General features: G+C 69.1%; 25 protein-coding genes and 1 riboswitch. Of the genes, 10 read left to right on the top strand and 15 right to left on the bottom strand.

Annotated elements, in window-relative coordinates; translation table 11 throughout:
• Nucleotides 1-4 precede the first annotated feature (4 nt).
• The 8 genes from BKA16_RS16010 (at nucleotide 5) to BKA16_RS16045 (ending at nucleotide 8301) form a co-directional block, all read left to right on the top strand.
• Nucleotides 5-907, top strand: coding sequence for an amino acid ABC transporter permease (locus tag BKA16_RS16010; RefSeq protein ID WP_183371621.1), 903 nt, complete (start codon nucleotides 5-7; stop codon nucleotides 905-907).
• Nucleotides 904-1689, top strand: coding sequence for an amino acid ABC transporter ATP-binding protein (locus tag BKA16_RS16015; protein WP_183371622.1), 786 nt, complete (start codon nucleotides 904-906; stop codon nucleotides 1687-1689). Before BKA16_RS16010 ends, BKA16_RS16015 begins: the two co-directional genes overlap by 4 nt.
• Nucleotides 1690-1764: 75 nt before the next feature.
• The gene (locus BKA16_RS16020) at nucleotides 1765-2775 is read left to right on the top strand and encodes a transporter substrate-binding domain-containing protein (protein WP_183371623.1); all 1011 of its coding nucleotides are present in this window, start codon (nucleotides 1765-1767) and stop codon (nucleotides 2773-2775) included.
• A 28-nt stretch (nucleotides 2776-2803) separates the two neighbouring features.
• A complete protein-coding gene (locus BKA16_RS16025; RefSeq protein WP_183371624.1) occupies nucleotides 2804-4012 on the top strand; it encodes an LLM class flavin-dependent oxidoreductase in 1209 nt (402 codons plus the stop codon).
• A gap of 11 nt (nucleotides 4013-4023) precedes the next feature.
• On the top strand, nucleotides 4024-5394 hold the full coding sequence (locus BKA16_RS16030; protein WP_183371625.1) for an NtaA/DmoA family FMN-dependent monooxygenase: 1371 nt from the start codon (nucleotides 4024-4026) through the stop codon (nucleotides 5392-5394).
• Complete coding sequence (locus tag BKA16_RS16035) at nucleotides 5391-6485, top strand: LLM class flavin-dependent oxidoreductase (RefSeq protein WP_183371626.1); 1095 nt, start codon at nucleotides 5391-5393, stop codon at nucleotides 6483-6485. Before BKA16_RS16030 ends, BKA16_RS16035 begins: the two co-directional genes overlap by 4 nt.
• Nucleotides 6482-7606 (top strand): LLM class flavin-dependent oxidoreductase, encoded by a 1125-nt coding sequence (locus tag BKA16_RS16040; RefSeq protein ID WP_183371627.1) that lies wholly within the window; start codon nucleotides 6482-6484, stop codon nucleotides 7604-7606. The genes BKA16_RS16035 and BKA16_RS16040 overlap by 4 nt, the downstream gene beginning before the upstream one ends.
• Nucleotides 7603-8301, top strand: a complete 699-nt coding sequence (locus BKA16_RS16045; protein ID WP_183371628.1) for a GNAT family N-acetyltransferase — start codon at nucleotides 7603-7605, stop codon at nucleotides 8299-8301. The genes BKA16_RS16040 and BKA16_RS16045 overlap by 4 nt, the downstream gene beginning before the upstream one ends.
• A gap of 56 nt (nucleotides 8302-8357) precedes the next feature.
• Here BKA16_RS16045 and ppc read toward each other — a convergent pair whose 3' ends face one another.
• The 13 genes from ppc to BKA16_RS16110 all read right to left on the bottom strand — a co-directional run bounded on the left by ppc (nucleotide 8358) and on the right by BKA16_RS16110 (nucleotide 22844).
• Nucleotides 8358-11198: a phosphoenolpyruvate carboxylase gene (ppc, locus tag BKA16_RS16050; protein ID WP_183371629.1), complete on the bottom strand. Its 2841-nt coding sequence runs from the start codon at nucleotides 11196-11198 to the stop codon at nucleotides 8358-8360.
• A gap of 144 nt (nucleotides 11199-11342) precedes the next feature.
• Nucleotides 11343-11579, bottom strand: coding sequence for a preprotein translocase subunit SecG (secG, locus tag BKA16_RS16055; RefSeq protein ID WP_183371630.1), 237 nt, complete (start codon nucleotides 11577-11579; stop codon nucleotides 11343-11345).
• A 124-nt stretch (nucleotides 11580-11703) separates the two neighbouring features.
• Nucleotides 11704-12525, bottom strand: coding sequence for a triose-phosphate isomerase (gene tpiA / locus BKA16_RS16060; RefSeq protein ID WP_183371631.1), 822 nt, complete (start codon nucleotides 12523-12525; stop codon nucleotides 11704-11706).
• On the bottom strand, nucleotides 12525-13742 hold the full coding sequence (locus BKA16_RS16065) for a phosphoglycerate kinase (protein WP_183371632.1): 1218 nt from the start codon (nucleotides 13740-13742) through the stop codon (nucleotides 12525-12527). Before BKA16_RS16065 ends, tpiA begins: the two co-directional genes overlap by 1 nt.
• A 2-nt stretch (nucleotides 13743-13744) precedes the next feature.
• Entirely contained in the window at nucleotides 13745-14764 is a 1020-nt protein-coding gene (gap, locus tag BKA16_RS16070) for a type I glyceraldehyde-3-phosphate dehydrogenase (RefSeq protein WP_183371633.1), read from the bottom strand.
• Nucleotides 14765-14896: 132 nt separating this feature from the next.
• Nucleotides 14897-15874, bottom strand: coding sequence for a DNA-binding protein WhiA (whiA, locus tag BKA16_RS16075; RefSeq protein WP_183373118.1), 978 nt, complete (start codon nucleotides 15872-15874; stop codon nucleotides 14897-14899).
• Between the two features lie 120 nt (nucleotides 15875-15994).
• Nucleotides 15995-16975 carry a gluconeogenesis factor YvcK family protein gene (locus BKA16_RS16080; protein WP_183371634.1) on the bottom strand — a complete coding sequence of 327 codons (981 nt, stop codon included), beginning with the start codon at nucleotides 16973-16975 and terminating at the stop codon, nucleotides 15995-15997.
• Nucleotides 16972-17868, bottom strand: coding sequence for an RNase adapter RapZ (gene rapZ, locus BKA16_RS16085; protein WP_343067465.1), 897 nt, complete (start codon nucleotides 17866-17868; stop codon nucleotides 16972-16974). Before rapZ ends, BKA16_RS16080 begins: the two co-directional genes overlap by 4 nt.
• Nucleotides 17861-19846 (bottom strand): excinuclease ABC subunit UvrC, encoded by a 1986-nt coding sequence (uvrC, locus tag BKA16_RS16090; protein WP_183371636.1) that lies wholly within the window; start codon nucleotides 19844-19846, stop codon nucleotides 17861-17863. The genes rapZ and uvrC overlap by 8 nt, the downstream gene beginning before the upstream one ends.
• Nucleotides 19847-19979: 133 nt before the next feature.
• Entirely contained in the window at nucleotides 19980-20468 is a 489-nt protein-coding gene (locus BKA16_RS16095) for a PH domain-containing protein (protein WP_343067466.1), read from the bottom strand.
• Entirely contained in the window at nucleotides 20465-20935 is a 471-nt protein-coding gene (gene ribH / locus BKA16_RS16100) for a 6,7-dimethyl-8-ribityllumazine synthase (protein WP_183371637.1), read from the bottom strand. Before ribH ends, BKA16_RS16095 begins: the two co-directional genes overlap by 4 nt.
• The gene (locus BKA16_RS16105; protein WP_221246878.1) at nucleotides 20932-22221 is read right to left on the bottom strand and encodes a bifunctional 3,4-dihydroxy-2-butanone-4-phosphate synthase/GTP cyclohydrolase II; all 1290 of its coding nucleotides are present in this window, start codon (nucleotides 22219-22221) and stop codon (nucleotides 20932-20934) included. Before BKA16_RS16105 ends, ribH begins: the two co-directional genes overlap by 4 nt.
• Nucleotides 22221-22844, bottom strand: coding sequence for a riboflavin synthase (locus tag BKA16_RS16110; protein WP_183371638.1), 624 nt, complete (start codon nucleotides 22842-22844; stop codon nucleotides 22221-22223). The genes BKA16_RS16105 and BKA16_RS16110 overlap by 1 nt, the downstream gene beginning before the upstream one ends.
• 57 nt (nucleotides 22845-22901) lie before the next feature.
• A riboswitch (FMN riboswitch) is annotated at nucleotides 22902-23054 on the bottom strand.
• 122 nt (nucleotides 23055-23176) lie between these two features.
• Between BKA16_RS16110 and BKA16_RS16115 the strand changes: the two genes are divergently transcribed.
• Entirely contained in the window at nucleotides 23177-23449 is a 273-nt protein-coding gene (locus BKA16_RS16115; protein WP_183371639.1) for a LapA family protein, read from the top strand.
• 18 nt (nucleotides 23450-23467) lie between these two features.
• Here BKA16_RS16115 and ribD read toward each other — a convergent pair whose 3' ends face one another.
• Entirely contained in the window at nucleotides 23468-24457 is a 990-nt protein-coding gene (gene ribD / locus BKA16_RS16120) for a bifunctional diaminohydroxyphosphoribosylaminopyrimidine deaminase/5-amino-6-(5-phosphoribosylamino)uracil reductase RibD (RefSeq protein WP_183373121.1), read from the bottom strand.
• Between the two features lie 20 nt (nucleotides 24458-24477).
• Nucleotides 24478-25182: a ribulose-phosphate 3-epimerase gene (gene rpe / locus BKA16_RS16125; RefSeq protein WP_183371640.1), complete on the bottom strand. Its 705-nt coding sequence runs from the start codon at nucleotides 25180-25182 to the stop codon at nucleotides 24478-24480.
• Nucleotides 25183-25358: 176 nt separating this feature from the next.
• Here rpe and BKA16_RS16130 point away from each other — a divergent pair, with 176 nt between their 5' ends.
• A complete protein-coding gene (locus tag BKA16_RS16130; RefSeq protein WP_183371641.1) occupies nucleotides 25359-26714 on the top strand; it encodes an anaerobic C4-dicarboxylate transporter family protein in 1356 nt (451 codons plus the stop codon).

Below are 26714 nucleotides of genomic sequence, written 5' to 3' on the forward strand. Positions count from 1 at the left end.
GCACATGACCGACATCCTGCCCGGCGTCCGCGAGACCGCCGTGTCCCGCGCCGACACACAGCGCCGACCGCTGCCCACCGCGACCGAACGTGTCGTCCCGCTCCGTCATCCGGGTCGCTGGATCGCCACCGTCGCCGTCCTCGTCGTGGTCGCACAGCTCGTCCACGGATTCGCGACCAACGAGTTCTTCCAATGGGGACGTTTCGCGTACTGGTTCGCCCGCCCCACGATCCTCCACGGTCTGCTCATCACTCTCGAGGTGACCGCCCTCAGCGCGGTGCTCGGACTGATCGGCGGACTGGTCCTCGCGCTGATGCGGTCGTCGCAGAACCCGGTCCTGCGTGCGGTCTCCTGGGCGTACATCTGGTTCTTCCGCTCCATCCCGCTGATCGTGCTCTTGCTGATCCTGTTCAACTTCGGCGCGCTCTACGAGTCGCTGTCGCTCGGTGTGCCGTTCGGCCCGTCGTTCCTCACCGTCCCCAGCTCCACGTTCTCCAACGCGATGGTGATCGCGGTCGTCGGCATCAGCCTCACCGAGGCCGCGTTCGCCGCCGAAGTGGTGCGCGCAGGATTCCTCGCCGTCGATCACGGCCAGCACGAGGCCGCCGCCGCACTCGGCCTCCCCCGCCGGTACCAGTTGCGTCGCATCGTGCTGCCGCAGGCGCTGCGGTCCATCGTCCCCGCCTACGTCAACCAGTTGATCGGCCTGGTGAAGGCCACCTCGCTCGTCTACTACGTGTCCCTGCTCGACGTGTTCGGCGTCGTCGCCACCACCTCGGCGACCTTCTCCGGCGACATCGTCCCGCTGCTGCTGGTCGCGACCGCCTGGTACGTGATCCTCACCAGCGTCATCTCCGTCGTCCAGTTCTACGTCGAACGGCACTATGCGAAAGGCGCCACCCGATGACCGCTCTCGCCGCCCCCACCACCGACCCCGTCAGCGTCGAGATCGTCGACGTCCACAAGTGGTTCGGCCGCAACCACGTGCTGCGTGGCGTCGACCTGTCGATCGCCCCCGGCCAGGTCACCGTGATCCTCGGCCCGTCCGGCTCGGGCAAATCGACGCTGCTGCGAACGATCAATCACCTGGAGCGGCCGGAGATCGGGCACGTCGACGTCGGCGGCGAACTCATCGGCGTCCGCCCGCACGGCGACCGGCGCAAAGAACTCCCCGAACGCGAGATCCTGGCCCAGCGTCGACGGATCGGATTCGTCTTCCAGCAGTTCAACCTGTTCCCCAACCTCACCGCGGTCGAAAACGTCGCGGTCGGGCCGTATGCCACCGGGCGCGAGTCCCGCGAGTCCGCTGTGGAACGGGCGCGGGAACTCCTCACGCAGGTCGGACTGTCGGCGAAGGCCGACGCGTACCCGCGGCAGTTGTCCGGCGGCCAGCAGCAGCGCGTCGCGATCGCGCGTGCCCTCGCGTCCCGGCCCGGTCTGCTCCTGTTCGACGAACCCACCTCCGCACTCGATCCCGAACTCGTCCGCGACGTGCTCGACGTGATCCGTCGGCTCGTCGACTCCGGCACCACGATGGTCATCGTCACACACGAGATCGCGTTCGCCCGCGACGTCGCCGATCTCGTCTGCTTCATGGACGACGGAGTGATCGTCGACAACGGCAGCGTCGCCGACGTCCTCGACGATCCCCGGCATCCACGCGTGCGGGAGTTCCTCACCCGCATGTGACCCCTTCCGATACTTCGAGCCCCTCCCCCAGTCCCGTTCTTCCCGAACGGCACTCCCGACAGCCAGGAGCAACCCATGTCCACCCGTCATCTCCGCGCCGCCCGCCGTACGGCAGCGCTCGTGGTCGTCGCTGCGACCCTCGTCACCGGCGCCACCGCCTGCTCCTCGTCCGACTCGGCAGACGCCGCGCCGGCCGGCTCGGTGCGGATCGGCGCGGCATCGAACGGCGCCGCCGATCCCGTCACCCTGAAAGTCGACGAGCAGACGTCGATCAGCGCCGAACTGCCGGAGGCCGTCCGGGACTCCGGCGAACTCACCGTCGGCCTCGGCATCCTGCCCGCAGGCAGCCCGCCGCTCGGCTACGTCGGCGACGACGGCACCACCCAGACCGGCTCGGAACCCGACCTCACCCGCCTCATCGCCGCAGTTCTCGGCCTCAAACCTCAGTTCACCGCGTACACCTGGGAGAACCTGTTCGTCGGCATCGACAGCGGCAAGGTCGACGTCGGCGCGACCAACATCACTGTCACCGAGGAGCGCAAGGACAAGTACGACTTCGCCACGTACCGCAAGGATCAGTTGGCATTGGAGACCGCCGCCGACCGAACGTGGACCTTCGACGGCGACTACCACGTCCTCGCGGGCAAGAAGATCGGTGTCGGCGCGGGCACCAACCAGGAGCGGATCCTCCTCGAATGGCAGTCCAGACTGCGATCCGTGGGCAAGGATCTCGAGGTCAAGTACTTCGCCGACGCCAACTCCTACTATCTGGCGTTGAACTCGGGGCAGATCGACGCCTACCTCGGCCCCAACCCGGCCTCTGCCTACCACGTCCGACAGACGGCGTCCGGACCGAATCCGACCCGCATCGCGGGCACCTACTCGGGTGCCGGCGCCTCCCTGCAGGGACTGATCGCGGTGACCACCAAGAAGGACAGCGGTCTGGCGAAGCCGATCGCCGACGCGATCGACTACCTGATCGCCAACGGTCAGTACGCGGACTGGCTGAAGGCGTGGAACCTGTCGAGCGAAGCCGTCACCGAGTCCCTGGTCAACCCGCCGGGGCTCCCCCGCACCAACGCCTGAACCCGCCGACCGCCCAGAGGAGACAACCATGACCCGCCCCGACCGCATCCATCTCGCCGCCGCCCTCGACGCCGCGGGGTGGCATCCCGCAGCCTGGCGAGAGGCCGACGCCCGGCCCGACGCACTGTTCACCGCCGACTACTGGGTCGACCTGGCACGCACGGCGCGCCGCGGCCGCCTCGACTTCATCACGGTCGAGGACTCGTTCGCACTTCAGAGCGACGAGTTCGGCGTCGCGGACTCGCGCACCGACCGGGTTCGCGGTCGGCTCGACGCGGTCGCGATCGCGGCACGCGTCGCACCCGCGGTACCTGGTCTCGGAGTCGTGCCGACGGCGGTCGTCACCCTCACCGAGCCGTTCCATCTGTCGAAGGCCGTCGCCACGCTCGACTACGTCAGCCGCGGCAATGCAGGTGTGCGGGTCCAGGTGGCCGCCGATCCGGCGGCGGCCGCGAACGTCGGTCGGCGCACCCCGGCGACGGCACGACGCGAGGACCTCGCCTCGGCCGGGACCGCCGAACTGATCGCCGAGTTGTTCGGTGAAACCGCCGACTACGTCGAGGTCCTGCGTCGCCTGTGGGACAGCTGGGAGGACGATGCCGAGATCCGCGACATCGCGTCGGGGCGCTTCATCGACCGGGACAAGCTGCACTACATCGACTTCGTCGGCGATCGGTTCTCGGTGCGCGGGCCGTCCATCACGCCGCGACCCCCGCAAGGCCAGCCGCCGGTGGCCGTCCTGGCCCACACCTCCGCCGGATTCGACCTGATCGCCTCGTCCGCCGATCTCGGCTTCGTCACCCCGATCGACCAGACGTCCGCACGGTCCACGGTGGCCGCGGTTCGAGACGCCGCCGTCGCGGCGGGTCGCGACCCCGATCTCCTCCGCCTGTTCGGCGATCTCGTCGTCGTGCTCGACGACACCGTCGATGCGGCGCGGGCTCGTCTCACCCGACTCGACGACCGCGCGGGCCGCGTCTTCGCCTCTGACGCGGAGATCTTCGTCGGCACCCCGGACGGACTCGCCGACCTCCTCACCGAACGACATCGTGCGGGCCTGACCGGGTTCCGGCTCCGTCCGGCCGCTCTGCCTCACGACCTCGAGCAGATCGTCGACGGCCTGGTCCCCGAACTGACCCGCCGGGGACTGTTCCCGACCGACGACTCGACCGGGACCCTGCGCGACCGCCTCGGTCTGCCCCGCCCCGCCAACCGCTACGCCGCAGCGACCGCCTGATAGGAGGCACCATGACTCGACCCCGCAAGCAGATCCACCTCGCCGCGCACTTCCCCGGCGTCAACAACACCACCGTGTGGAGCGACCCCGCGTCGGGCAGCCACATCGAGTTCGACAGCTTCACCCGATTCGCACAGGACGCCGAGCGCGGCAAGTTCGACTTCCTCTTCCTCGCCGAGGGGCTCCGGCTGCGTGAGCAGAACGGGCAGATCTACGATCTGGACGTGGTGGGTCGCCCGGACACGTTCACCGTCCTCACCGCGCTGGCCGCCGTCACCGAACGCATCGGCCTCACCGGCACCATCAACTCGACGTTCAACGAGCCGTTCGACGTCGCGCGCCAGTTCGCCTCCCTCGACCATCTGTCGGGCGGCCGCGCCGCCTGGAACGTCGTGACCAGCTGGGACTCGTTCACCGGCGAGAACTTCCGGCGCGGCGGCTACCTCGCCGAAGAGGACCGCTACGACCGTGCGCGGGCGTTCCTGTCGGCGGTCGAGACCCTGTGGGAGTCCTGGCACGACGGCGATCTGGTCGCCGACCGCGACGCCGGCCGCTTCCTCGCCGCGGGCGACGTCGGATCATACGCCGTCCACAACCGATTCTTCGACATCGAGGGCCGGTTCACCGTGCCACGCACGCCGCAGGGTCGGCCGGTGATCTTCCAGGCGGGCGACTCCGATCAGGGCCGCGAGTTCGCGGCCGCCGACGCCGACGCCATCTTCTCCCGGCACGCGGTCGGCGACGACGGTCGAGCGTTCTACCGCGATGTGAAGGACCGCCTCGCGAAGTACGGGCGCGACCGCGACGACCTCCTCATCCTCCCCGCCGCGACCTTCGTCGTCGGCGACACCGAGGCCGACGCCGAGGAACTGTCTCGGGAGATCCGGCTCGCGCAGGTGTCGCCGGCGACCGCCGTCCGTCTCATCGAACAGCTGTGGAACACCGCCCTGCCCGACTTCGACCCGGACGGACCGTTCCCGACCTTCGATCCGGTGGGCGGCGAGTCGACGGTGTCGCAGGGTCGGGCCAGTGTCCGGATGTTCGGTCGCAGCGCGCAGGAGTTGGCCGACGAGTGGCGAGAGGTCGCCGCCGCCGACGGGCTGACCGCTCGGGAGACGGTCGCCGTGACGCTCGGTCGGCACGCCTTCGTCGGCACCGCCGAGTCGGTGGCGACACAGATCGACGATGCCGTGCAGTCCGATGTCGCCGACGGCTACATCCTGGTCCCGCACATCACCCCGGGCGGCCTGGCGCCCTTCGTCGACACCGTGGTGCCCATCCTGCAGGAGCGCGGCGTGTTCCGCACCGAGTATTCGGGCACCACCCTGCGCGACCACCTCGGACTCGGCCCGGCCGACGAGCGGCGGGCCGCAGCGTCATGAGGTTCATCGCGATGACCCTGATCGCTCGGCAACCCGACCCGGTGACCGGCGAGCCGACCCCGACCGCGCAGCGGTTCCGCGAGGTCGTCGATCATGCGCGCCTCGCCGAGGAACTCGGCTTCGACGGATTCGGGGTCGGGGAACGACACGAGCGGCCGTTCCTGTCGTCGGCGCCCGCCGTCTGGCTGAGCCACCTCGCGGCGCTGACCACTGAGATCCGTCTGTTCACCACCGTCGCGACGCTCGCCCTGGTCGATCCGGTCCGCGCGTTCGAGGACTACGCGACGCTCGACCATCTGTCCGACGGGCGACTGGAACTGATGATCGGCAAGGGCAACGGTTCGGCCCAACGCGACCTGTTCGCCGTGACCGAGGACGATCAGTGGGCGCGCAACGCCGAATCGTTCGAGGTGTTCTCCCGGCTGTGGGCCGACAACCGGATCAGCGCCGACACCAGGTTCCGTCCCGCCCTTCGTGACGTCGAGGTGTGGCCGGAGCCGTTGCAGCGCCCCCTGCGGATCTGGCACGGCAGCGCGACGAGCACCGCGTCCGTCGAATTGGCTGTCGCACACGGCGATCCGATCTTCTCCGCGAACGTCACCCATCGTGTCGAACCGTATGCCGCGCTCGTCCGTCATTATCGCGAGCAGTGGGCGGCCGCGGGACGCGATCCGGCGCACGCCGCGGTCGGTGCCGGTACCGCGGGACTGCTCGTCGCACCGCGGTCGCAGGACGCGGTCGCGGCTTTCGCACCGGCATTCGCGCACTACCTGGCCGCTCACCGCCAGTCCGGTGTCGTACCGGCATTCGCGACCCTCGACGAATTCGTCACCGACTCGTCCGCCCTGATCGGCAGCCCGCAGCAGGTGATCGACAAACTGCACCGCTACCACGAGCAGCTCGGCCACAGCGTCGTGCACGTCCCGGCCGAACCCGGCGCCGTCGATCCCGCCGCCCACCGGGAGTCGATGGCCCTGTTCGCATCGGACGTCGTCCCGCGGCTCGGCGACCTCCCCGATCCGCCGTGGGGCTGGGGATCGCCCGACGCACAGCTGTCCGCCACTCATCCGAAGGAGGTCGCCCTGTCATGAGCGACACCGCTCTCACCGTCCTCGACCTGGTCCCGATCAGCAGTGGTTCCACGGCGCGCGACGCGATCGCCAACAGCGTCGATCTGGCGCGGGCCGCCGAGCAGGCCGGGTACCGGCGCTACTGGTTCGCCGAACACCACCTGAACCCGGGGGTGGCGGGGACCTCGCCCGCGGTTCTGCTCGCCTTGACGGCGTCGGCGACGTCGAGCATCCGCCTCGGCACGGCCGCCGTCCAGATGGGCCACCGGACCGCGCTGTCGACCGTCGAAGAGTTCGGACTCCTCGACGCCGTCCACCCGGGCCGCTTCGACCTGGGCCTGGGACGATCCGGCGGGAAGCCCGTCGGCCGGGAGCTGGTCACCACGGCGCCGCGTCGACTCGTCGACGGCCGCACCGACAACGGGCTGCTGATCCCGGAGTCGTTCGACTGGTCGCAGTTGCTCGGGAGTCCGCGCATCGGTCTCACCCAGCGACTCCTGCAACTGCCGAACGCCACCCCGCAGGACTACGTCGACCAGGTCGCCGACGTGCTCGCGCTGCTTGCGGGCACATTCGTCGACGAGCGGGGGCAGGAGGCGCACATCGTGCCCGGCGAGGGCGCCGACCTGCAGCTGTGGATCCTCGGCTCGAGCGCCGGTGAGAGCGCCCAGGTCGCGGGCGACCGCGGTCTCCGATTCGGTGCGAACTATCACGTGAGTCCCGGCACCGTGCTGGAGGCCGTGGACGCCTACCGTGCGGCGTTCGTTCCGTCGGACGACCTCGACGTCCCGTATGTGAGCGTGTCGGCGGACGTCGTCGTCGCTGACACCCATGACGCGGCGGTCGAGCTGGCCCGCGGTTACGCCCCGTGGGTCCACAGCATCCGCAGCCTCGCCGGGGCCATCGAGTATCCGACACCGGATCAGGCCCGCGGACTCGCGTGGGACGACGCGTCGGCCGCGCTGGTCGCCGACCGCGTCGCCACCCAGTTCGTCGGCACCGCACGAGAGGTCGCCGACGATCTCGAACGACTCCGCGACGCCACCAGCGCCGACGAACTGATCATCACCACGATCACTCACGACCACGCCGATCGGGTGCGCTCGTATCGTCTCCTCGCCGACGAATGGGCCCACCGATGACCGCCGTCGGTCTGCCGTCCGAGACCGTGCTGGACAATCCGGCGTACGCCTCCCTGCACGGTGCGCACGCGCATCTCGCCGAGCGTGTCGGCAACGCCGTCCGGTACCCGGCCGACGTCTCGCCCTTCACCGCCCTCCCCGACGACACGTCCGCGCGCGACTGGGCCGATCTCGCCGAACTGATCGGACCGGGCGGACGGGTGTCCCTCAGCTCGGCCGTCGTCCTTCGGCCGCCCGCCGGCTGGTCCGCCGAGTTCAGCGGCGAAGGCGTGCAACTGGTCGGCGACGACGTCCGACCCGGGGTCGACGAGCGAGCCGTTCCCCTCGGGTCCGACGACGTTCCGGCGATGCTCGACCTCGTCGCGCGCACCGCACCGGGTCCGTTCGAGACGCGGACGGTGGACCTGGGCGACTACTACGGGATCATCGAGGACGGTCGCCTCGTAGCCATGGCGGGCGAGCGACTGCGCCCGCCCGGGTGGACGGAGATCAGTGCGGTGTGCACGGACCCGCGGGTCCGCGGCCGCGGGCTGGCGACCGCGCTCGTCCTGACTGTCGCCGCGGGAATCCGGGCACGGGGCGAGACCCCGTTCCTGCACGCGGCGGCCGACAACACGAACGCCATCCGCCTCTACGAGTCCCTCGGCTTCCGCCGTCGTCGCCGCGTGCTGTTCACCTCCCTCATCGCGCCGTGACCCCCGGACGAGCGGCGGCCGGGACGGCCCGCTCGGCCCGCGGTGGTGACCGCGCGCTATCCGCTGTTGCGCAACGCCGTCGCGAGACCGTTCATCGTCAGCTGGATGCCGCGACGGATCTGCGGTGAGTCGTCGCCCGCGCGGAAGCGCTCCAGGAGTTCCACCTGAAGGAGGTTGAGCGGTTCCAGGTACGGGAAGCGGTTGACCACCGACCGCTTGAGGGCGTCATTGTCGGCGAGGAGATCGTCGCTGCCGGTGATCTTCGCACACCACGCGATGGTCTTCTCGTGCTCGTCGACGATCATCGAGAACACCCGCTCGCGCAGATCCTCGTCGGGCACCAGTTGCGCGTACCGGTACGCCAATCCCATGTCGCTCTTCGCGAGAACCTGCGCCATGTTCGACATGACGGACCGGAAGAACGGCCAGCGCCGGTAGTAGTCGGCGAGCAGCGCGATACGGTCCGGATCGTCGCCGGCCCACTCGTCGAAGGCGCTGCCGGTGCCGTACCAGCCCGGGAGCATCACGCGACACTGCGTCCACGACAGCACCCACGGGATCGCGCGCAGATCGGAGATCGCCGTCGTCTGCTTCCGCGAGGTCGGTCGGCTGCCGATGTTCAGCGCTCCGATCTCCGACAGCGGTGTCGACGACGTGAAGTACTCGACGAATCCCGGTGTGTCGTGCACCAGGCGCGAGTACGCGCGCCGCGCGCCCGCCGCCAGTTCGTCGAACACCTCGTAGGCCTGAGCCGACTCGTCACCGAGTCCTTCGACGTCGAGCAACGACGACTCGATGGTCGCCGCGACCAGGGACTCGAGGTTGCGGCGCGCGCTCACCGGCTCGGCGTACTTGGCCGCGATGATCTCGCCCTGTTCGGTGAGCCGCAGCGATCCCTGCACCGCACCGGGCGGCTGCGCGAGGATCGCGTCGTAGCTGGGACCGCCGCCGCGACCGACGGTGCCGCCCCGGCCGTGGAACAGCCGCAGTCGGATACCGGCCGACCGCGCGGCCTCGACGAGATCGAGTTCGGCCCGATAGAGCGCCCAGTTCGCGGCGAAGTAGCCGCCGTCCTTGTTCGAGTCGGAGTAGCCCAGCATCACCTCCTGGACGTCGTCCTGCCACCGGACGAGGCCTCTGTAGAAGTCCAGTGCCAGAGCGTCGGTGAGGATCGCGGCGCCCGCCTGGAGGTCCTCGATCGTCTCGAACAGCGGGACCACGCGCACGCTGGACGTGGGAACGCCGTTCCGCACGTAGTACAGGCCGGCCTCCTTGAGCAGCACCAGGGCCTCGAGCATGTCCGAGACGGACCGGCACATGCTGATGACGTAGTTCGGCACCGCGCGCGGACCGAACCGTTCGACGGCCGCCGCTGCCGCGTACACCACCCCGAGCTCCTTGGTCGCGAGCTCCGAGAGCACCGCCTCCGGACTCGTCAGGGGGCGGCGCGACGTCAGCTCTGCGGACAGCACCGCGACCTTCTCGTCCTCGTCGAGCGAGGCGTAGTCGTCGCATGCCCCGGCCCAGGCGAGGAGTTCGGCGACCACCTCCTCGTGCGTATCCGAGTTCTGTCGCATGTCCAGGCCGGAGAGGTGGAATCCGAAGGTGCGCGCCGATTCCCGCAGAGCGGCGAGCCGGTCGTCGGCGATCGCGTCGTCGACGACGGCCCGCAGCGCCGCGTCGATCACGTCGAGGTCGGCGAGGAACTGCGCCGCGCTCTCGTACGCCTCCGAGGCCGCGGCGAGCTCGCGGTCGGCCGGCGCGATGAAGTCCGCCCCCAACGTCGCCTGCGCGCGGGCGAGCAGCCGGGAGCGGACCGCGGTGACGGCCGACCGGAACGGTTCGTCGTCGACGCCGTCGGGATACTCGGGTGCGAACCCCGCTCCGAGCGTTGACAACTCATCGGTCACGCCGCGGACCAACCGCACCGACATCGCCAGCTCCTGATGCAGTTCGGCGAGTTCGTCGAGGTGGTGGCGCATCACGGTCGCCGCCGCCGCGGTCGTCGCCTCGGTGACCACCTCGCCGTTCACGAACGGGTTGCCGTCACGGTCGCCGCCGATCCACGAGCCCATCGCGATGATCGACAGGTCCGCCGTCCCCGCCGTCGGGAACACCTCGGCGAGTGCCGTGCGCACATCGGTGTTGAGCGACGGGATCACCTCGAAGAACGATGCGCCGTAGTAGCGGAGGCCGGTGGTGATCTCGTCGCTGATCGTCAGGCGACGCATGCGGATCAGCGCGGTCTGCCACAGCATGAGGATCTGTCGCGAGATGTCCCGGGTGATCCGAGCGTCCTCGTCGGCCGTCAGCTCGGTGCGACCGCGCAGGCGCATCAGTTCGGTGATGCGGTTCTGGGCGTCGAAGATGCTGCGCCGCCGGGTCTCGGTCGGGTGCGCGGTGATGACCGGGACGACGTGCGCCCCGCTCAGCTCGGCGCCCACCTGGGCGTCCGACAGACCCGCGTCCGCCAATCGCGCGAATGTCGCACCGAGCGACGAGTCCTGCGGCGGGTCGCCCGCGAGGACGTGGATGCGGCGTCGTCGTTCCCGATGGAGGTCCTCCGCGAGGTTCGCCAGCAGCGCGAAACTGGTGAACGCGCGGATCACCGGCATGAGTTCGCCGACGGCCCGGCCGTCGTAGCGCCCCGCGAGCTCATCACGCGTGACGTCCGCATAGCGGATGCCGAAGGCGTCCACTCGGGAGTTCTCGACGAGATCGAAGACCTCGTCGCCCGCCTGACTGCGGATCACGTCGCCGAGCAGTCCGCCGAGATAGCGGATGTCGTCGCGGAGGGGTTCGGTTGCCGCTCTGCCGGAGTCCTCGACGGCGATCCGATCGACCATGGGGGTGGCGATCGCGCGGCGGACGGATTCGGAGTTCATACCGGATGCCATGGCGTCCAAGGTACTCGGCGGATGCGACCGAAGCCGCCGGACCGCGCGTCGGCCGGTGCGCGGGCGCGTCGGCCGGTTGAAACATCGGGTTCTGCCGCGGCGGATCAGGAGATCGCCGGGCGCACGGGGTGTCTCCGAGCGGGGTTACGCGCCGTACTTGATGTTCAGGCCGACGCCGATGATCAGGATGAGCCAGAGCAGGCCGATGAAGACAGTGAGGCGGTCGAGGTTCTTCTCGACCACGGAGGAGCCGGAGAGGCTCGACTGGACGCCACCGCCGAACAGTGACGAGAGACCGCCGCCCTTGGCGCGGTGAAGCAGAACCAGCACGATCAGCAGGAGGCTGGTGATGATCAAGCCGATGTCGAGCGCGAGAGTCACGAGTCGATGGTCCTGTCAGTCTGTCGGAGCGCATCCCTGGTCGGGCCCGGGGCGCCGGGAAAAAGTCTGTGGCAGGTCGCTCCCGAGGAGCAACCTGCCACAGTCTACGCGATGGGGCGGTGGATCAGAGCAACGGCCCGCCCGCGGCGAACGCCGAGAGCTGAGCGAACTCGTCGGCTTTGAGCGACGCGCCGCCGACGAGAGCGCCGTCGACGTCGTTCTGTCCGACGATCTCGCCCACGTTCTTGGCGTTGACGCTGCCGCCGTACAGCACGCGGACCGCACCGGCGGTGGCCTCGTCGGCGAGTTCGGCGAGCGCGCCGCGGACGGCCGCGCACACCTCCTGCGCGTCGGCGGCACTGGCCACGCGACCGGTGCCGATGGCCCAGACGGGCTCGTAGGCGACGACGACCTTCGCGACGTCGTCCGCCGACAGTCCGGCCAGCGAGGCCTTGATCTGCTCGACGTTGTACGCGACGTGCTCACCGGCCTCGCGGACCTCGAGTCCCTCGCCGATGCACACGATCGGCGTCAGATCGTGCTTGAGGGCGGCCTTCGTCTTGGCCAGCACGGTCTCGTTCGACTCTCCGTGCAGCGTGCGCCGCTCGGAGTGGCCGACGACGGCGAACGTGCAGCCGAGCTTGGCCAGGAAAGCCCCGGAGATCTCGCCGGTGTAGGCGCCCGAGTCGTGCTCGGAGACGTCCTGCGCACCGTAGGTGAGCCCCAGCTTGTCGCCGTCGACGATGGTCTGGACGCTGCGGATGTCGGTGAACGGCGGGATCACCGTCACGTCGACCTTCTCGAAGTACTTCTCCGGAAGCGCGAACGAGATCTTCTGCACCAGGGCGATCGCCTCGAGGTGGTTCAGATTGCACTTCCAGTTGCCTGCGATCAGCGGCTTGCGAGCGCCGGAAGCCGAGCCGGCGGACCCGTTCGTGGCAGCCATCAGGCGGTCACCTCCAGAACCGACAGACCCGGGAGCTCCTTGCCCTCCAGGTACTCCAGCGACGCGCCGCCGCCGGTGGAGATGTGCGAGAACGCCTCATCGGCCAGGCCGAGCGCACGCACCGCCGCCGCCGAGTCGCCGCCGCCGACCACCGAGAACGCACCGTCGGCGGTCGCCTGCGCGATGGCTTCGGCGACCCCGCGGGTGCCCGCCGCGAACTTCTCGAACTCGAAGACGCCGGACGGACCGTTCCAGAAGATGGTCTTCGCACCGGTCAGCACCGCGGCGAAACGCTCCACGGTGCCCGGGCCGATGTCCAGCCCCATGCCCTCGGTGAATCCGTCGGCGGTCTTGACCACCCGTGCGTCGGCGTCCGCGGCGAACGCGTCGGCCACGACCACGTCGTGCGGCAGGTGGATCACGTCGCCGAAGCGCTCGAGCAGATCCTTGCAGGTGTCGATCATGTCTTCCTGCAGCAGCGACGAGCCCACCTCGGCGCCCTGCGCCTTGATGAACGTGAACGCCATTCCGCCGCCGATCACCAGGGTGTCGACCTTGGGGGCGAGGGCCTCGATGACGGCGAGCTTGTCGGAGACCTTGGACCCGCCCAGCACCACCGCGTACGGCTGTTCCGGGGTTCCCGCGATCTTCGCCAGCACGTCGACCTCGGTGGCGACCAGGTCGCCCGCGTAGGCCGGGAGCACCTTGGCGACGTCGTAGACCGACGCCTGCTTGCGGTGCACGACGCCGAAGCCGTCGGAGACGAAGGCGCCGTCGTCGCCGACCAGCTCGACGAGCGCCGCGGCGAGCTGGGCCCGCTCGACGTCGTCCTTGCTGGTCTCGCGCGGATCGAAGCGGATGTTCTCGAGCAGGAGGACGTCACCGTCGGTGAGTCCTTCGGCGCGGGCGAGCGCATCACTGCCGACGACGTCGCCCGCGAGCTGGACGTTGCGGCCCAGCTCCTGCCCCAGTCGTGCGGCGACCGGTGCGAGCGACAGCGCGGGATCCGGCTCGCCTCCGGGGCGGCCCAGGTGCGCGGTCACGATGACCTTCGCGCCGGCCTCGACGAGTTTCGTGATCGTCGGCGCCGATGCGACGATACGGCCCGCATCGGTGATCGTGCCGCCGTCGAGCGGCACGTTCAGATCCGACCGCACGAGCACTCCACGGCCTTCGACGCCCTCGGCGAGGAGGTCGGTGAGGGTACGTACCGCCATGCCTACAGCGACTTCGCGACGAGGCCGATGAGGTCGGCGAGACGGTTCGAGTAGCCCCACTCGTTGTCGTACCAGGAGACGATCTTGACCTGGTCGTCGATCACCTTGGTCAGCCCGGCGTCGAAGATCGACGAGTGCGGATCGGTGACGATGTCACTCGACACGATGGGGTCCTCGGTGTACTTCAGAATGCCCTTGAGCGGGCCGTCGGCCGCCTTCTTCATGGCTGCGTTGATCTCCTCCGCGGTGGCAGGCTTGGCCAGGTTGGCGGTGAGGTCGGTGACCGAGCCGGTGGGGATCGGCACGCGCAGGGCGTAGCCGTCGAGCTTGCCGAGCAGCTGCGGGAGCACGAGGCCGATGGCCTTGGCGGCGCCGGTGCCGGTCGGGACGACGTTCAGGGCCGCGGCGCGGGCGCGACGCAGATCGCTGTGCGGGCCGTCCTGCAGGTTCTGGTCCTGGGTGTAGGCGTGGACGGTGGTCATCAGACCCTTGACGATGCCGAACTCGTCGTCGAGGACCTTCGCGATCGGGCCGAGGCAGTTCGTGGTGCACGAGGCGTTCGAGATGATGGTCTGGCTGCCGTCGTACTTGTCGTCGTTGACGCCCATCACGATGGTGATGTCCTCGCCCTTGGCGGGCGCGGAGATGATGACCTTCTTGGCGCCGGCCTCGAGGTGGCCCTTCGCCTTCTCCGCGTCGGTGAAGATGCCGGTCGACTCGACGACGACGTCGACGCCCAGCTCGCCCCAGGGCAGCTCGGACAGCGGACCGCGGTGCGAGAGCGCCTTGACCTTCTGGTCACCGACGACGATGGTGTCATCGCCCTCGAGCGAGACGTCGTGCGGCAGGCGGCCGAGGATCGAGTCGTACTTGAGGAGGTGCGCGAGGGTCGCGTTGTCGGTCAGGTCGTTGACCGCGACGATCTCGATGTCGGTGGTTCCCAGCGCCTTCTGCGCGTCCACCGCGCGGAAGAAGTTACGGCCGATGCGGCCGAAGCCGTTGACGCCTACGCGAACAGTCACTGTTGAGCTCCTTAGCGGTGAATGAAGAGCCGCGGCTTCGAACGCGACCCGTTGGCTTCCAGCCTAGTGGTCGACCAACCCGAGGTCACGGGGTGGTCTCGGGTGTGATGACTCCCACGCCGGAACGGGGTATCACGCGTCGTCCATGAGGTCGGCGGTGACCGCGGACTCGGTGTCGGGAAGCCCCTCGGCCCGAGCCTTCTTGTCGGCCATCGAGAGCAGTCGGCGGATGCGGCCGGCGACCGCGTCCTTGGTCATCGGCGGATCGGCCAGCTGGCCGAGTTCCTCGAGTGAGGCCTGACGGTGCTGGACGCGCAGGGAGCCCGCGGCCACCAGGTGGTCGGGCACCTCGTCGCCCAGGATCTCCAGGGCACGTTCGACGCGGGCGGCCGCGGCCACGGCGGCGCGCGCGGACCGCCGCAGGTTCGCGTCGTCGAAGTTCGCGAGACGATTCGCGGTGGCGCGCACCTCGCGTCGCATCCGACGCTCCTCCCACACGAGCCTCGTGTCGTGCGCGCCCATCCTGGTCAGCAGCGCACCGATCGCCTCGCCGTCGCGGATCACCACCCGGTCCGCGCCGCGGACGTCGCGCGCCTTGGCGGTGACTCCGAGACGACGAGCCGCACCGACCAGTGCGAGCGCCGCCTCCGGTCCGGGGCAGCTGACCTCCAGCGCCGACGAGCGCCCGGGCTCGGTGAGCGATCCGTGCGCCAGGAACGCACCCCGCCACGCGGCTTCGGCGTCGCCGAGACTGCCGCCGACGACCTGGGCGGGCAGTCCCCGCACCGGACGGCCGCGCATGTCCAGCAAACCCGTCTGGCGCGCGAGCCCCTCCCCGTCCTTGGTGACGCGCAGAATGTAGCGCGCGCTCTTGCGTGCACCGCCCGACCGCAGAACGTGCACGTCGGAGGCGTATCCGAACAAGTCGTGGATCTCGTATCGGAGACGCCGGGCCACATTGCCCAGGTCGACCTCGGCCTCGACGATCACCCGACCGTTCTGGATGTGGAGATCGCCCGCGAATCGCAGCAGCGCGGACACCTCCGCCTTGCGGCAGCTGAGCTGCGTCACCGCGAGTCTGCTCAACTCGTCTTTGACCGCCCCGGTCATCGCCACTGGTCGCACCCTCCTGTAAACATCGTGAAACTCCCCCGTCCGACACCAGCCCGCGGCCCGGTGACACGGGCCGTCCACGACGGTGCAATCACAGTCACATTACCGGTCATCGGATCAGCTCAACAGACGAGCCATCGTCTCCGCCGCTTTGCGAGGATCATGCTCGTGGGTACCCGGAACGGCGAGATCGGCCACCACCAGTCGCGCACCGAAAGCCGCCGCGGCACGTTCGAGATGGTCGCGTTCGGCCCCCGCGGGAACCGACGCGGCGTCGACGATCACGTCGTCGACGCCGAACGTGTCGGCATGCGCGTGCAGTACGTGCAGATGCCGCTCGACCGAGAAACCGGTGGTCTCCCCCGGCTCGTTGGCCAGATTGACGAACAACACCTTGCGCGCGGCCGTCCGGCGCAGCGCGTCGAGCTGGCCCGGCACCAGGACGTGTGGAATCACGCTGGAGAACCATGACCCCGGACCCAGGGTGACCACGTCCGCGGCACCGATCGCCTCGACCGCCTCCCGGCACGAATCGGGTGCCACCGGAAGCACCCGGACGCGTCGCACCTTGCCGGGGGTGGTCGCGACGGCGACCTGTCCGCGGATCACCCGGCTCATCCGCGGATCGGACTCCAGACCGGTCACGTCGGCTTCGATGATCAACGGCTCCACGGCCATCGGCAGCACCCGTCCGGAGATGCCGAACAGGTCGACCATCGCGTCGAGTGCTTCGACGATGTCGCCGGTCAGCTCCTCGACTCCGGCCAGCATCAGGTTGCCGACCGGATGTCCGGCCAGCGCACCGTAGCCGCCAAGACGATGCTGCAGGATCCGCGACCAGCGCTTGTGGGCGAGCGCGGCCTTCGGATCGGTCTTCTCCAGGTCGGCGACGGCCGCCGGTGCGGCCATGAGCGCGGCCAACGCCATCCGCAGGTCGCCGGGCGGGACACCGCCGAGTTCGTTGCGCAGGCGTCCCGACGATCCGCCGTCGTCGGCGACGGTCACCACGGCCGTGACGTCCGGGGTCAGATACCGCAGCGCGGTGAGGGTGTTGAACAGTCCGTGTCCGCCGCCGAGCGCGACGGCCCGCAGACTCATTCGCGCCCCAGATCGCGGTGCGTCACCTGCACTCGATACGCGGGTTCGCCGTCGTCGCCGACGGTCTCGGACAGACGCCAGGCGAGTTCTTCCGACATGGCGACACTGCGATGCTTACCGCCCGTGCACCCGACACCGATCGTCATGTACCCCTTGCCCTCGCGCCGATAGCCGCGGGCGACGATGTCGACCAGGGCGACGTAACGGTCGAGGAAGTCGAGTGCGTCGTCCTGTCCGAGGACGTAGTCGCGGACCGGCGCCTCCCGACCGTTGTGCTCGCGCAACTCGGGAATCCAGTACGGATTCGGCAGGAACCGGACGTCGACCACCAGATCGCAGTCGATCGGCAGACCGTACTTGAAACCGAACGACTGCACCGCCACCGACAGCGCGCTGCCGCCGACGTTCGGGAAGGTGCTCTCCACGATCGCCCGCAGACGGGTGGAGCTCAGGTTCGAGGTGTCGATCACCGTGGACGCCGACGCCTGCACGTCGGCCAGGAGTTCGCGTTCGGCGGCGATGCCCTCGCCGAGCGTGCCGTCGCCCTGCAGCGGATGTCGTCGACGGACCTGTTCGAATCGTCGGACCAGCACTTCGTCGGACGCGTCGACGAAGACGATGCCGGTCCGGGTGCCCGCCGCCTCGAGTTCGTCACGCAGGGCGGCGATCGAGTCGCCGAACGACGCGTCGCCCGCACGCACGACCATGGCGATCTTCTGTCCCTGCACGCCCTCGCTGCGCACCTTGTCGATGACCTGGGCGATCACCGACACCGGGACGTTGTCGGTGACGTACCAGCCGTCGTCCTCGAGGACGTTCGCCACCGAGGTCCGGCCCGCGCCGGACATCCCCGTCACGAACAGCACCGTCGCCAGCCCGTCGTTGTCAGCCACTGACTGCCTCCTGCTCGATCGTCGAATCCGTCGCACTGTCGCCCTCCGAAGCAGTCTCCCCCACCGCCGGGTCGAGCGCATCGCGGACCGCCTGCGCGGTGGTGCGTCCGATGCCGGGGACCTCGGCGATCTCGTCGACCGTCGCCTTGGTCAGATTGGCGACCGAGCCGAAGTGCGTCACCAGCGCGGTCCGCCTGCTGGCGCCGAGCCCGGGGATCCCGTCGAGGGCCGACGCGGTCATCCGTTTGCTGCGCTTGCTGCGGTGGAAGGTGATCGCGAAGCGGTGCGCCTCGTCGCGGACGCGCTGCAGCAGGAAGAGGGCTTCGCTGTTGCGCGGCAGGATCACCGGTTCATCATCTCCCGGGACCCACACCTCTTCGAGCCGTTTCGCGAGTCCGATGAGCGCGACGTCGGTCACCCCGAGCTCGTCCAGGACGGTCGCCGCCGCGTGGACCTGCGGAGCACCGCCGTCGACCACGAACAGGTTGGGCGGGTAGGCGAATCTACGCGCCTTCTTCTCGGTCTCGGTCTCCGATCCGCCGCCGTCGACGGGCGGCGGTGTCGCCTCGCCCCCTCGATGCCGGAGGAATCGACGACGGGTCACCTCGGCGATCGAGGCGACGTCGTCGGAGTGTCCGTCGCCCGCGGCCTCCTTGATGCTGTAGTGGCGGTAGTCGGATTTGCGCGCCAGACCGTCCTCGAACACGACGAGGGAGGCGACGACGTCGGTGCCCTGCACGTGCGAGATGTCGATGCACTCGATGCGCAGCGGCGCGACGTCGAGTCCGAGGTACTCCTGGAGTTCGGTGAGGGCCGCCGAGCGGGTGGTGAGGTCACCCGCGCGCTGCAGTTTGTGCCGGGCGAGTGCGTCGGTGGCGTTGCGTTCGACGGTCGTCATGAGGTTCCGCTTGTCGCCGCGCTGCGGGACACGCACGTCCACTCGCGCCCCGCGCCGCTGCGTGAGCCACTCCTGCATCTGTACTCGATCGTCGGGCAGCACCGGTACCAGCACCTCCCGGGGGATGCCCGAGCTCATCTCCGACTCGGCGCCGTAGAACTGCGTGAGGAACGCCTCGACCTGTTCGGCGAGCGTCGCGTTCTCCTGCACCTCGACCACCCAGCCGCGTTCGCCGCGCACGCGCCCGTCTCGGACGTGGAAGATCTTGACCGACGATTCGAGTTCGTCACCGACCATGGCGATCACGTCGGCGTCGGTGCCGTCGCCCAGAACGACGGCCTGCTTCTCCATCGCGCGTTTGAGCGCGGACACGTCGTCGCGCAGTCGGGCGGCCTTCTCGAAGTCGAGCTCCTCCGCGGCGTCGGTCATCTCACGCTCCATGCGGCGGATGAGTCCGTCTGTCCGCCCGGCCAGGAAGTCGCAGAAGTCGTCGACGATGGCGCGGTGCTCGTCGGCGTCGACCCGGCCGACGCACGGCGCCGAGCACTTGTCGATGTACCCGAGCAGGCAGGGGCGTCCCATCTGCTCGTTGCGCCGGAACACGCCGGTCGAACAGGTGCGGATCGGGAACACGCGGGTCAGCAGGTCGACGGTCTCGCGGATCGCCCACGCGTGCGAGTACGGACCGAAGTACCGCACGCCGGGCTTGCGCGCACCGCGGTAGACGAACACGCGCGGATACTTCTCGTTCAACGTGACGGCGAGCATCGGATAGGTCTTGTCGTCCCGGTATCGGACGTTGAACCGCGGATCGAACTCCTTGATCCAGTTGTATTCGAGCTGCAGCGCCTCGACCTCGGTGCCGACGACGGTCCATTCGACCGACGCCGCCGTGGTCACCATCTGTCGGGTCCGCGGATGCAGGCCGGTGATGTCGGCGAAGTACGACGTCAACCGGGACCGGAGGTTCTTCGCCTTCCCGACGTAGATCACGCGCCGATGGACGTCACGGAACTTGTAGACGCCCGGATCGGTGGGGATCGCCCCCGGAGCCGGGCGGTAGGTCGACGGGTCAGCCATGCTCTCTACGTTAGTCAGGTGTCCGGCGGCCGCCGACTCGCGTCGTCGCCGACGCATTCGCGGCACCCGACGACATCGGCGGCCGTCGGGACTGCCGCGAACGTCGCCGGCGGCCGCGGATGGGTCTGCACGCCTATTCGTGCGGGGCGTACCGCCCCTGCAGATCGCGGAAGGCGGTCATCGCCTCGACGGCGCGCTCGCCGTCGCGGGCTCCGACGGCCATCACCGGAACATGCTCGTCGTACGGGAGCAGGAGTTGGGCCCAGTACCCCTTCTCCGGGTACTCCAGGCCCTGCACCTCGGTCCACGGAAACACTCGCTCGGAGACCAGATTGCGGACTCCGACGCCGGACGGGCCGACGCGGAGTCGGGCACGCGTGGGCAGCAGACAGACGCACGCGATGATGACGCCGACGGCGATGAGACCGACCTTGTCCGACCAGCCGACGCCGACCCCCGTGTACGAGATGCCCAGCAGCAGTCCGAAGATCAGATGGATGGCGATGACCACGCCCGCGGCCCAGTAGCAGGCTCGACGCAGCCAGCGCGGTGTGTAGACCAGATCCCACTCCAGCGCCGACTCCGCGGGCATCGACCAGTTCGGGCCGTCGGCGGGGTTCACGCCAACTTCCGCAGGGTCAACGCCGACGCGATCGCCGCGTTCATCGCCTGAGCGCCCTTGTCCTCGTCGGAGCCCGGCAGCCCCGCACGGTCGAGGGCCTGCTGCTCGGTGAGCGTGGTCAACACCCCGTTGCCGACCGGTGTCGACTCGTCGAGCGAGACCCGCGTCAGTCCGGCGGTCACCGCGTCGCACACGTACTCGAAATGCGGTGTGCCACCCTTGATGACCACGCCCAGCGCGACGACCACGTCGTGGGTGCGGGCCAGTGCCTGCACGATCACCGGCAGCTCGATGGCCCCCGCGACCCGGATGATCGTCGGATCGACCACACCGGCCTGGCGGGCGGCGTTCACCGCGCCGTCGAGTAGCGCGGTGCAGATCTTCTCATGCCACTGCGAGGCGGCGATGGCGACCGTCAGACCGCCGGCGTCGCCGAGTTCGAGGACGGGTTCCCCGTTGCCGCTCATGCGCCTTCACCCTTTCCGGAGACGACGCTCTGGTCGTCGATGTCGTCGAGACCGTCGAGCAGATGCCCCATCCGGTCGCGTTTGGTCCGCAGGTACCGCAGATTCTCGGCGTTGGCTCGCAGCGGCATCGGCACTCGGTCGACGATCTGCAGACCGTAACCGTCCAACCCGACACGCTTGGCCGGGTTGTTCGTCAGCAGACGCATCGACGTGATGCCCAGATCCACCAGGATCTGCGCGCCGAGGCCGTAGTCACGCGCGTCGGCGGGCAACCCGAGCTCGAGATTCGCATCGACGGTGTCCGCGCCCGCGTCCTGGAGCTGATAGGCCTGGAGCTTGTGCATCAGACCGATGCCGCGGCCCTCGTGCCCGCGCATGTACAGCACCACCCCGCGTCCCTCGGCCGCGACCATCTCCATCGCCGCGTCCAGCTGAGGGCCGCAGTCGCAGCGCAGCGATCCGAACACGTCGCCGGTCAGACACTCCGAATGGACTCGGACCAAGACGTCCTCGCCGTTGTTCTCCGACAGGTCGCCCATCACCAGTGCGACGTGCTCGGCGTCGTCGTACGGACTCGAGTAGCCGACCGCTCGGAACGTGCCGTGCGTGGTCGGGATCCGCGCGTCGGCCACCCGCTCGACGTGCTTCTCGTTGCGGCGACGCCACGCGATCAGATCGGCGATCGAGATCATCGCCAGATCGTGCTCGTCGGCGAAGACTCGCAGTTCGGCGGACTGGGCCATCGACCCGTCCTCTTTCTGCGAGACGATCTCGCAGATCGCGCCAGCCGGACGCAGCCCCGCGAGTTTGGCGAGGTCGACGGCGGCCTCGGTGTGCCCGGGACGCCGCAACACTCCGCCTTCCTTCGCACGCAACGGCACCACGTGTCCGGGCCGGGTCAATTCGTGCGCCTGGGCGTTCGGGTCGGCCAGCAGACGCATCGTCGTCGCGCGGTCGACGGCGCTGATACCGGTCGTCACACCCTCCCGGGCGTCGACCGTCACCGTGTAGGCGGTGCCGTGCTTGTCCTGATTCTGGGAGTACATCGGCGGCAGTCCCAGGCGGTCGCAGTCGGCGCCTTCGAGCGGCACGCACAGGTACCCCGAGGTGTAACGGACCATGAACGCCACCAGTGCCGGAGTGGCCTTCTCCGCGGCGAAGATCAGATCGCCCTCGTTCTCGCGGTCCTCGTCGTCGACCACGACGACGGCCTTTCCCGCCGCGATGTCGGCGATCGCCCGCTCGACCGAGTCCAACACCACCGGAGCCTGCTTCTCGTCGCTCATCACGCCCGTCCTTCGTTCGAGCCGGCGCCGGTCAGGCGCTCGACGTACTTCGCGATCACATCGACTTCCAGATTCACCCGCGCGCCCTCGACCGCGGCGCCCAGGGTCGTCTCGGCCAGAGTCGTCGGAATCAACGACACCTCGAGCCAGTCCCCGTATTCCCCGGCCGTCCCGATCGCCGAGACGGTCAACGAGATCCCGTCGATGGTGATCGACCCCTTCTCGACGACGTACCTGGCCAGATCCGCCGGCACCGCGACTCGCACGACGGTCCAGTTCTCGCTCGGCGACACCGACACGATCGTGCCGACCCCGTCGACGTGTCCCTGCACGATGTGACCGCCGAAACGACCGCCCGCCGCCATCGCGCGTTCGAGGTTGACCGCCGCACCCGCACCCAGCCCCGTCAGCGAACTCCGATCGAGGGTCTCGGCCATGACGTCCACGGTGAACTCGCCGTCGCCGAATTCGACGACGGTCAGGCACACCCCGTTCACGGCGATCGAGTCGCCGAACGAGGCGTCGCTGGTCACCAATGGGCCGCGAATGCGGAAACGAGCGGCTTCTGCGAGGTCGTCGCGGGCCACGATCTCGCCCCGCTCCTCAACGATTCCGGTGAACACCGTCTCTCCTTTGCACGCGAGCGCTCGGGACAGACAGTCTGCGGCACCGTACCGCACTGCCGTTCTCTCGTATCCGGACTATGACCGTCGGCTCCGGAATCACACCGGAATCTGCTGTCCTCGCGCCCAGTGGCGCGAGCGCTCGCGGGCTCGGCCCCGTCAGAGGCCATCACCGCCGGTGGGGACTTTCACCCCGCCCCGAGAACTACCATTCGAAGGTATCACGGCACAGATCATGCGCGTCGTGCACACCCGGCGCGGCCTGCGGTGTTAGATAGACGCACACCGCGCAAAACTCCCGTGCGCGGATCCACTCGAATTGGAGACTCCCGATGTCGACGAACGCGTCCGCCCCGTCCCCCCGGAAAGGTCCGTCGACCGGACAGTCGCAGACCACGCGCGACGCCGGAACGTTCGTCAAACAGTACTGGCTGCCGATCGTCCTCGTCATCGTCGCGATCGTCTTCATCTTGACCAACACGAACCGGGCGCCCCTGACGATCCTGTGGGTCGACATCAACTCCCCGCTGTGGCTCACGTTGACCGTCACCGTGCTGGTCGGCTTCGTGGTCGGCTGGTTCGTCGGGCGTCGGCAGAAGAAGTAGCCGCCCCGCGAGACCGCCTCAGTCCGTCGCCCGCCCGAACGTCACCAGCAGGTCGTCGCCCAACTCCGTCACGGACTCGCGCCGAAACCGGTGCGCCCGGGTCAACGTCGTGACCGTCGCATCGTCGACGGCCGCCGCACCCGCTCCGAGGATCGTCGGCGCGAGGTAGGCGTGCACCTCGTCGACCAGGTCAGCGGCGAGGAACGCACCGACGATCATCGGTCCGCCTTCGACGATCACCTGCAACGCGTCGGGCAGGGCGGCGAGGACCTCGTGCGGATCGTGCGTCGTGACGTGGACGAACGGCGACGTCCCGTCGCGCAGCCTCGCATCGGCCGGTATCTGTCTGAGCCCCATCACGACTCGCCTCGGCTGATGCGGATACAGCGTGCCGTCCGGACGACGGGCCGTCAGCGACGGATCGTCGGCGAGCGCCGTCCCGGTCCCGATCACCATCGCGTCCACCGCGGCCCGCTGCGTGTGCGCATGCTCGCGGGCCCGCGGGCCGGTGATCCACCGGCTCGTGCCGTCGGGTGCGGCGATCCGCCCGTCGAGTGTCGCCGCGATCTTCGCCGTCACGAACGGACGGCCGTGCCGTTGCCGGTGCAGCCACGCCCGCAGCGGTCCTCGTCGCGCCTGGGCTTCGAGGACGCCGCCGACCACCTCGACCCCCGCGTCGCGGAGCGTCGCCGCTCCCCCGGCGGCCGCCGGATTCGGATCGGCCACCGCGTAGTGGACGGCCGCGACTCCCGCGTCGACGAGTGCCTCGGCGCACGGTCCGGTGCGTCCCGTGTGATTGCAGGGCTCCAGGGTGACGACCGCGGTGCCGCCCAGTGCGCCGTCGCCCGCCGCGCGCAACGCCATGACCTCCGCGTGAGGGCCGCCCGGCGGCTGCGTGTGTCCCACGCCGATCACCACGCCGTCGCGGTCGAGGATCACCGCGCCGACGGCCGGGTTGGGCGAACTCGCACCGCGCGCCGCGGCCGACGCGGCGATCGCCCGCCGCATGGCTGTCTCGATCACGGTCGTCAGGCGTTCGCGCGGACCGCGGTGGCCTTGCGACGCAGCTCGGCCACCCGCTCGGCGGGATCATCGCCGCCGTAGACCGCCGAACCGGCGACGAAGCAGTCGACGCCGGCCTCGGCCGCCTGCTCGATCGTCGAGTCGGCGATGCCTCCGTCGATCTCGACGAGCAGCCGCAGGTCTCCGCGATCGATGATCGAGCGGATGGTCCGGACCTTGTCGAGCACCTCCGGCCTGAACTTCTGGCCGCCGAATCCGGGTTCGACGCTCATCACCAGGAGTGTGTCGAAGTCACGCAGGATCTCCAGATACGGCTCCAGCGCGGTGTCCGGTTTGATCGCGAGCCCAGCCTTGCCGCCCGCGGCCCGGATGTCGCGCGCGACGGCGGACGGATCATCGGAGGCCTCGGCGTGGAAGGTCACGTTGTAGACGCCCGCCTCGGCGTACGGCGGCGCCCACCGGGCCGGATCGTCGATCATCAGGTGGCAGTCGAGCGGGATGTCGGTCGCTTTGAGCAGGCTCTCCACCACGGGCATGCCGAGTGTCAGGTTCGGGACGAAGTGATTGTCCATGACGTCCACGTGCACCCAGTCGACGCCGGGGTCGACGTCGGACGGGCCGACGGCCGCCACTTCGGACGCCAAGTTCGCGAAGTCTGCGGAGAGAATGGACGGGGCGATCATCGGTGCCGGACGGCCGGGGTTGCACATGGGTGAGAGTCTACGAGAGGCCGGTCGCGATCGACGTGTCGACCGACCTGCAACTCTGAGTCGAGACGGCCCCGTTCTGTGCCAGCGGACCGCTCGCAGCGTCCCGGCGATGTACTCATTGATCCATCTCGAATGCGACGAATCCCAGCATTCACCGAGCCGAGGAGACCGTCGCGATGGAGGCCGTCCGGGTCATCGTTCAGATCGTCCTGTTCCTGATCCCCCTCGGCATGGGGGCGCGCTACGGTCCGATGGCGTTGATCGGCACCTCCGGGGTGTCGGTGTTCATCCTGGTCGAGGTCCTGCGCATGCAACCGGGGTCCCCGCCGCTGTCGGCGATCTTCATCATCCTGTCGGTGATCAGCGCGACGGCGGCCCTGACGGCGGCCGGCGGCATGGACTTCCTGGTGCGTCTGGCCGGCCGCGCGATGCGCAGGCATCCCGGCGCGATCCCGGTCGTCGGACCGCTGTTCGTGTGGCTGTTCACCGTCATGTCGGGCACCGGGAACATCACCTTCGCACTGATTCCGATCATGTACGACGTCTCCTATTCGGCGAAGATCCGTCCGGCGCGCATCCTGGCCACCGCCAACGCGGTCTGCCAGCTCGCCTTGATGGCCAGTCCGGTCGCCGCGGTCACCTACGTCTTCGTGAACATGACCGAATCCGACGGCAACACCCTCGCCAAGACGCTGATGGTGACCGTCCCCGCCTCACTCGTCGCCACGGTCGGCACCTCGCTGATCATGTCGCGCTACGGCAAGGATCTCGACGACGATCCCGAGTATCAGCGGCGTCTGGCCGCGGGCGAGATCGAGCCGCCGCAACCGGTCGGCGACGACGCCGATCTGCCGCCTCTGCGACCGCGCGCGGCGATCAGCGCGTACGTCTTCCTCGCCGGTGTCGTGACCGGAGTGGTGCTCGGCTTCTTCTCGTCGCTGCGCCCCACGTACTCCGTGCCGCAGGACGACGGTTCGCTCCTGGACAACACCGTGTCGATGTCGTTCATGATCCCGATCATCATGTTCGCCGCCGCCGGGATCATCATGGTGGTCTGCAAGATCAAGACTCCCGCGGTGATGTCCGAGCCGATCATCGGCACCGGCCTGATCGCCGCACTGCTGCTGTTGGCCGTGCCGGTGCTCGCCGGCACCATCCTCAACGACCACATGGACGCGGTGTCGTCGTTCGTCAACAGCACGATCGGCGTCTCGGTGATGCTGTTCGCGGTGATCCTGTTCCTGCTCGCCTCACTCATTCAGAGTCAGGTGGCGTCGCTGAGCATCCTGGTACCGGTCGCGATGACCGCGGGGCTGGGCGTGGGTCCGATGGCGGGCATGCTCGGCGCCGCGAGCGGCAACAATCTGCTGGCGTCGATGGGCGGACTCGGTCAGGCGTGCATCCTGACAGACAAGACGGGTTCCACCAAGCAGGGCTCGTTCCTGATCAACAGCTCGTTCTTCGTTCCGATGATCTGCTCGGTGATCATCGCCGTCGCCGCCGGTCTGGGTCTCCAGCTCGTCGTCTACTGA

Origin of the sequence: Gordonia humi (assembly GCF_014197435.1) — a bacterium.
GTDB lineage: Bacteria > Actinomycetota > Actinomycetes > Mycobacteriales > Mycobacteriaceae > Gordonia > Gordonia humi.

What these genes read in the sequence shown, in the direction of transcription:
- BKA16_RS16020 (WP_183371623.1), top strand. Translation starts at nt 1,765, where the DNA reads ATGTCCACCCGTCATCTCCGCGCCGCCCGCCGTACGGCAGCGCTCGTG.
- ribD (WP_183373121.1), bottom strand. Translation starts at nt 24,457, where the DNA reads ATGCGGCGGGCGATCGCCGCGTCGGCCGCGGCGCGCGGTGCGAGTTCG.
- BKA16_RS16035 (WP_183371626.1), top strand. Translation starts at nt 5,391, where the DNA reads ATGAGGTTCATCGCGATGACCCTGATCGCTCGGCAACCCGACCCGGTG.
- BKA16_RS16105 (WP_221246878.1), bottom strand. Translation starts at nt 22,221, where the DNA reads ATGAGCGACGAGAAGCAGGCTCCGGTGGTGTTGGACTCGGTCGAGCGG.
- BKA16_RS16010 (WP_183371621.1), top strand. Translation starts at nt 5, where the DNA reads ATGACCGACATCCTGCCCGGCGTCCGCGAGACCGCCGTGTCCCGCGCC.
- uvrC (WP_183371636.1), bottom strand. Translation starts at nt 19,846, where the DNA reads ATGGCTGACCCGTCGACCTACCGCCCGGCTCCGGGGGCGATCCCCACC.
- BKA16_RS16030 (WP_183371625.1), top strand. Translation starts at nt 4,024, where the DNA reads ATGACTCGACCCCGCAAGCAGATCCACCTCGCCGCGCACTTCCCCGGC.
- ribH (WP_183371637.1), bottom strand. Translation starts at nt 20,935, where the DNA reads ATGAGCGGCAACGGGGAACCCGTCCTCGAACTCGGCGACGCCGGCGGT.
- BKA16_RS16045 (WP_183371628.1), top strand. Translation starts at nt 7,603, where the DNA reads ATGACCGCCGTCGGTCTGCCGTCCGAGACCGTGCTGGACAATCCGGCG.
- BKA16_RS16015 (WP_183371622.1), top strand. Translation starts at nt 904, where the DNA reads ATGACCGCTCTCGCCGCCCCCACCACCGACCCCGTCAGCGTCGAGATC.
- BKA16_RS16040 (WP_183371627.1), top strand. Translation starts at nt 6,482, where the DNA reads ATGAGCGACACCGCTCTCACCGTCCTCGACCTGGTCCCGATCAGCAGT.
- tpiA (WP_183371631.1), bottom strand. Translation starts at nt 12,525, where the DNA reads ATGGCTGCCACGAACGGGTCCGCCGGCTCGGCTTCCGGCGCTCGCAAG.
- BKA16_RS16115 (WP_183371639.1), top strand. Translation starts at nt 23,177, where the DNA reads ATGTCGACGAACGCGTCCGCCCCGTCCCCCCGGAAAGGTCCGTCGACC.
- BKA16_RS16065 (WP_183371632.1), bottom strand. Translation starts at nt 13,742, where the DNA reads ATGGCGGTACGTACCCTCACCGACCTCCTCGCCGAGGGCGTCGAAGGC.
- rpe (WP_183371640.1), bottom strand. Translation starts at nt 25,182, where the DNA reads ATGTGCAACCCCGGCCGTCCGGCACCGATGATCGCCCCGTCCATTCTC.
- BKA16_RS16130 (WP_183371641.1), top strand. Translation starts at nt 25,359, where the DNA reads ATGGAGGCCGTCCGGGTCATCGTTCAGATCGTCCTGTTCCTGATCCCC.
- ppc (WP_183371629.1), bottom strand. Translation starts at nt 11,198, where the DNA reads ATGGCATCCGGTATGAACTCCGAATCCGTCCGCCGCGCGATCGCCACC.
- BKA16_RS16080 (WP_183371634.1), bottom strand. Translation starts at nt 16,975, where the DNA reads ATGAGTCTGCGGGCCGTCGCGCTCGGCGGCGGACACGGACTGTTCAAC.
- BKA16_RS16025 (WP_183371624.1), top strand. Translation starts at nt 2,804, where the DNA reads ATGACCCGCCCCGACCGCATCCATCTCGCCGCCGCCCTCGACGCCGCG.
- whiA (WP_183373118.1), bottom strand. Translation starts at nt 15,874, where the DNA reads ATGACCGGGGCGGTCAAAGACGAGTTGAGCAGACTCGCGGTGACGCAG.